Origin of the sequence: Pantoea eucrina, assembly GCF_002095385.1 — a bacterium.
Lineage (GTDB): Bacteria > Pseudomonadota > Gammaproteobacteria > Enterobacterales > Enterobacteriaceae > Pantoea > Pantoea eucrina.
Genome location: NZ_MIPP01000079.1, coordinates 1 through 4,883, shown reverse-complemented (window position 1 = coordinate 4,883; position 4,883 = coordinate 1). Strand labels below are relative to the sequence as shown.

General features: G+C 59.1%; 4 protein-coding genes, 2 tRNA genes and 1 pseudogene. 3 read left to right on the top strand and 4 right to left on the bottom strand.

Annotated features, from left to right (window positions below):
- Nucleotides 1-354: Hpt domain-containing protein (locus HA43_RS18315; RefSeq protein ID WP_211279591.1), on the top strand; the 354-nt coding region annotated here is incomplete at its 5' end.
- The gene (gene zitB, locus HA43_RS18310) at nt 329-1,288 is read left to right on the top strand and encodes a CDF family zinc transporter ZitB (RefSeq protein WP_039383263.1); all 960 of its coding nucleotides are present in this window, start codon (nt 329-331) and stop codon (nt 1,286-1,288) included. The genes HA43_RS18315 and zitB, both read left to right, overlap by 26 nt.
- On the opposite strand, the pseudogene pnuC reads toward zitB, so the two are convergent.
- Both pnuC and HA43_RS18300 read right to left on the bottom strand, forming a co-directional pair.
- A pseudogene (gene pnuC / locus HA43_RS18305) lies at nt 1,285-2,003 on the bottom strand (nicotinamide riboside transporter PnuC). The gene zitB and the pseudogene pnuC sit on opposite strands and share 4 nt — an antisense overlap.
- Before the next feature lie 155 nt (nt 2,004-2,158).
- The gene (locus HA43_RS18300) at nt 2,159-2,662 is read right to left on the bottom strand and encodes a methylated-DNA--[protein]-cysteine S-methyltransferase (protein ID WP_039383258.1); all 504 of its coding nucleotides are present in this window, start codon (nt 2,660-2,662) and stop codon (nt 2,159-2,161) included.
- Nucleotides 2,663-2,821: 159 nt separating this feature from the next.
- Here HA43_RS18300 and HA43_RS18295 point away from each other — a divergent pair, with 159 nt between their 5' ends.
- Nucleotides 2,822-4,303: an AlkA N-terminal domain-containing protein gene (locus HA43_RS18295; protein WP_094112317.1), complete on the top strand. Its 1,482-nt coding sequence runs from the start codon at nt 2,822-2,824 to the stop codon at nt 4,301-4,303.
- Nucleotides 4,304-4,650: 347 nt separating this feature from the next.
- On the opposite strand, the gene HA43_RS18290 is transcribed toward HA43_RS18295, so the two are convergent.
- A tRNA-Lys gene (locus HA43_RS18290) sits at nt 4,651-4,726 on the bottom strand.
- Nucleotides 4,727-4,758: 32 nt separating this feature from the next.
- A tRNA-Lys gene (locus HA43_RS18285) sits at nt 4,759-4,834 on the bottom strand.
- Nucleotides 4,835-4,883: the final 49 nt, after the last annotated feature.

Sequence of the window (4,883 nt, the reverse complement as noted above, 5' to 3'; positions counted from 1 at the left end):
CAGTCCGATCCGCTGGCGCAGCTGCCGGCAACGCTGCAGCAGCTGGCTCAGCACGACGCCAGCTGGCTGCCGCGCATCTGTGAAACGCTGCAGCGCGCCGTTACGCAGGATCGCGATGCGCTGCTGCAGGCCAGCGGGCAGCGCGACTGGGCGGCGATTGAAAAAGCGGCTCACCGCCTGAAAGGCAGCTGGCTGATGCTGGGCATTGAAGATGCCGCCGGAGCGTGTCAGCAGCTGATTGACGCCGCGAAACAGCAGCAGCTCCATCCTGACACGCTCAATTTACTGATATTATTAACCAACAGGCTACTCAACCAACTGGAACGCTATGGCACACTCTCACTCTCACGGTGACCACAATGCTAATCGCACCCGCCTGGCGGCGGCGTTTAGCGTCACGGCACTGTTTATGCTGGCCGAAGTGATCGGCGGCCTTCTTTCAGGTTCACTGGCGCTGCTGGCCGACGCCGGACATATGCTGACCGACGCCGCCGCCCTGCTGATGGCGCTGCTGGCGGTGCAGTTTGCGCGCCGTAAACCCAATGCGCGGCATACCTTTGGCCTGCTGCGTCTGACCACCCTGGCGGCGTTTGTAAACGCGATTGCGCTGCTGGTGATCACCGTGCTGATTGTCTGGGAGGCGATCCGGCGTTTTACTCATCCGCAGCCGATTGAGGGCGGCCTGATGCTCGGTATCGCTATCGCCGGGCTGTTTGCTAACCTGCTTTCATTCTGGCTGCTGCATCGCGGCAGCGGCGAGAAAAATCTCAACGTGCGCGCCGCCGCGCTGCACGTCATGGGCGATCTGCTTGGTTCGGTGGGCGCCATTGCCGCCGCGGTTATCGTTATGCTTACCGGCTGGACGCCCATCGATCCGATTCTTTCACTGCTGGTTTCCGTGCTGGTGGTGCGCAGCGCCTGGGCGCTGCTGCGTGAAAGCCTGCATGAGCTGCTGGAGGGTGCACCGGTGAATATCAATATTGATAAGCTGGCGCGCGAGCTGAAGCTGAACATCGATGAGGTGCGTAACGTTCACCATATTCACCTGTGGCAGGTGGGAGAGAAGCCAGTGCTTACGCTGCATGTTCAGGTGGTGCCGCCGTACGATCACGACGGCCTGCTGCGAAAAATTCATCACTATCTGCATCAGCACTATCAGATTGAACATGCCACGGTGCAGATGGAGTATCAGGCGTGCAGCCTGCCCGACTGCGCGCTCGGTTCAGAACACGCCGCTGATGACGATCATCATGCGGTGCTGGACGGACACGCGCATCATCATCACTAACCCGCCAGCGCACGTGAGCCCTGCTCGCGTGCGCTCTGTATCCACAGACGCGAGCCGTTCAGCGCAATCAGCGTGAGAATGGCGTACTCCAGCGACATCGCATATACCCCCTGCCGGGCAAAAATCATTACGCTAATGACGTTGATGACCACCCACAGCAGCCAGTTTTCGACATATTTACGCGTCATCAGAATCATTGCCACGACAGAGAGCACCATCATGCAGGAATCCCAGAAGGGAAACGCGTCAGGCTGCAGCTGCGGCATGCTGACCTGCAGGCCGATTCCCTGCATGATCTGCACTGCGCTGCGGGTAAGGAAGCCAAACACCACATCGATATAGCGCGTCATCAGCGCAATCGCAATAACGCAGGCGGCGCCCCATGCCAGCGCTTTCGGCAGCGACAGCCAGCGAATTTTTAACGCGCGCTCATGGTCACTGGTTTGCCGGCTCCATGCGTACCAGCCATAGAGATTGGCGACAAAGAAAAAGAGCTGCAGCAGCAGGCTGGCGTAGAGCTGGATCTGAAAGAAAATCACCGCAAACAGCGTGACGTTGATCAGACCAAACAGGTAGTTACTGATTTTTTCCTGGCTTGCCAGCCAGATACAGAGCAGCCCGGCCAGCGTGCCGAACGCTTCAATCCATGAGAGGTCGTATCCGCCGGCGCCAGAGGGATATGTACCAGGATATTTTGCGTGCTGAAAATGTCCATTACTGGCTCCTGTGCCTGAAATGCAGGGTGCGTAAAAGAGCGGTTCGCCTGCCGCCGATCCAATGGCGCACTACCGCATCAGTGTTTTATGTAATTAACAACAGAAGCCACGAAAATACTACAAAGCATAATAAATCGCTATTTAGTTTTTTATACTAAACAACCGGCGCACCCGGCTCTTTACCTGCCCGCTCCAGCTCCAGCAAAAACGCCTTAACCGGCAGGCCACCGGCAAAGCCGGTCAGTTTGCCGTTGCTGCCAATGACGCGGTGGCAGGGAGCCATAATAGAGAGCGGGTTTTTGCCGTTGGCAGCCCCCACCGCGCGTACGGCTTTGGGATGCCCAATCTGCTCGGCTATCTGCCGGTAGCTGCGCGTCTCTCCAAATGGGATGGTCAGCAGGGCGGCCCATACCTTTTGCTGGAACGGCGTGCCGGACGGGTCGTAGCTCAGGGTAAAACGCTGCCGGGTGCCGGCAAAATACTCCTGCAGCTGACGCTCCGCCTCGCATAGCACCGGGTGCGACTCGTTACGTGACAGCGGCGTCAGCGGCACGCGCTGCGATCCTTCATTTTCCCACAGCACGGCTGCCAGGCCTTTATCGCTGGCAATCAGCGTCAGCTCGCCGACCGGCGTCACGATGGTTTTAGTATGGTACATAACAGATCTCCGCAGTGGATGACTCCCGACTATTATTGCATTAATCGCGCCGCAAACTGGCTGTTTTCGGACAGGCACATAAACTGATTAGCTGTCCGAAAGCAGCGTGTTTCCGCACCCGGACTGCGCCATGATGCCCTTTATTTACCGGAGAAGACGATGCTTGATCCTGAAATTGCTTACCAGGCGCTGACGTCGCGCGACAGTCGCTTTGACGGGCTGCTCTACGTAGGCGTAACCTCAACCGGTATTTACTGTCGTCCTGTCTGTCCGGTGCGCAAACCGCTGCTGAAAAACTGCCGCTTTTTTCATAACGCAGAAGCAGCGGAAAAGGCGCGCTTTCGCCCGTGCCTGCGCTGCCGCCCGGAGCTGGCGCCGGGATTTGCGCCGGTAGATAACCATCACCGCATTGCCGATCGTCTGATCCGTCGCGTTGAAGAGGGCATGCTGGAGGAGCAGACCTCGCTGGCAGATATTGCCGGTGAGTTCTTTCTGAGTGAACGTCAGCTGCGGCGCGTTATTCAGCAGGAGCTGGGCGTTTCGCCGCTGGAGCTGCGTCAGACGCGGCGTATGCTGCTGGCCAAACAGCTGCTGACCGAAACCGCGCTGCCCGTAACGGAGGTCGCTTACGCCAGCGGCTTTCGCAGCCTGCGCCGCTTTAATGATGTGTTTCAGGCGCGCTATCACATGACGCCTTCCGCGCTGCGTAAGCGGAGCCAGCCGGAAGGCGCTGCGCTGCCACAGCAGAGCGCCACCCTGCAGCTGAGCTACCGTCCACCCTATGACTGGGCGGCGATGCTGGAGTTTCTTGAAGCGCACGTCATGAAGCAGGCTGAGTGGGTGGCCGATGGCGCTTATCACCGCACCGTCGCGCTGGGCGGCTGTCGCGGCTGGGTGCGCGTCAGCGCCCTGCCCGATAAGCATGCGCTGCAGGTTGAGTTCACTACCACACTGACGCCGGTGCTGCCTGCCCTGCTGCGCCGGCTGCGCGATCTGTTCGATCTGGATGCTCAGCCGCAGGCGGTGAGCGAGCTACTGGGCCGCGATCCGCTGCTGGCAGAGAGCCTGGCGCGCCACCCGGGCCTGCGCGTGCCCGGCGCGTTCGATGCGTTTGAGTTAAGCGTGCGCGCGATTCTCGGCCAGCAGGTTACGGTAAAAGCGGCTGTAACGCTCAGCAGCCGTCTGACGGAGCGCTTTGGCGAGCCGCTGGAGACGCCCTGGCCGGCGCTCTCCCGCCTCTCTCCGGACGCGGCCACGCTGGCAGCAGCAACGGTCGATGATATTGCGGTGCTCGGCATAGTCAGCGCCCGTTCAAATGCGATTATCGCACTGGCCCACGCCTGCGCCAGCGGCGCGCTGCGCTTTAACGGATTTCTGCCGCCGGATACCGTACAGCAGCAGCTGCTGGCGCTGAAGGGGGTCGGCCCGTGGACCGCCAGCTATATCGCCATGCGGGCGCTACGCTGGCCTGATGCTTTCCCGAAAGAGGATATCGCTATCCGTAATAATCTCGGTGGCGTAACGGCCAGAGAGGCAGAGCAGCTATCGCAGGTCTGGCGGCCATGGCGCAGCTATGCCGTGCAGCATATCTGGAAAAGCCTGATGCCCGAAAAAGCCTCCCGGAAAAAGCCGGCACGGTAGCGGCCAGGGCGCCATAAATGGCGCCCCTGCGGATAGATGGGCATATTCCGTCAACGCAAACGCATTACCGCTCCTCATACCCGTAGGGGTCGCATTAATGCGACCCTGGCGTGTTAATGCGACCCTGACGCGTTCATTAACCATCGGGGTTTATACGCGGCCAGGACGCCATAAATGGCGCCCCTACGTATGGATGGGCATATTCCGTCAACGCAAACGCATTACCGCTCCTCATACCCGTAGGGTCGCATTAATGCGACCCTGGTGTATTAATGCGCGTCTGTGGGGGGGCATTACCGTACTGCGGAAAACGAAAAAAGCGCCCGTTGGGCGCTTTTTTCTGAATCTGGTGGGTCGTGCAGGATTCGAACCTGCGACCAATTGATTAAAAGTCAACTGCTCTACCAACTGAGCTAACGACCCGCTGTGGAAGCGGCTTACAACTTTAAACTTGATGGTGGGTCGTGCAGGATTCGAACCTGCGACCAATTGATTAAAAGTCAACTGCTCTACCAACTGAGCTAACGACCCATCAAGGTTGTGAAGCTAACTGAAGAACCCGCCTGAACCTGTGGTTGAG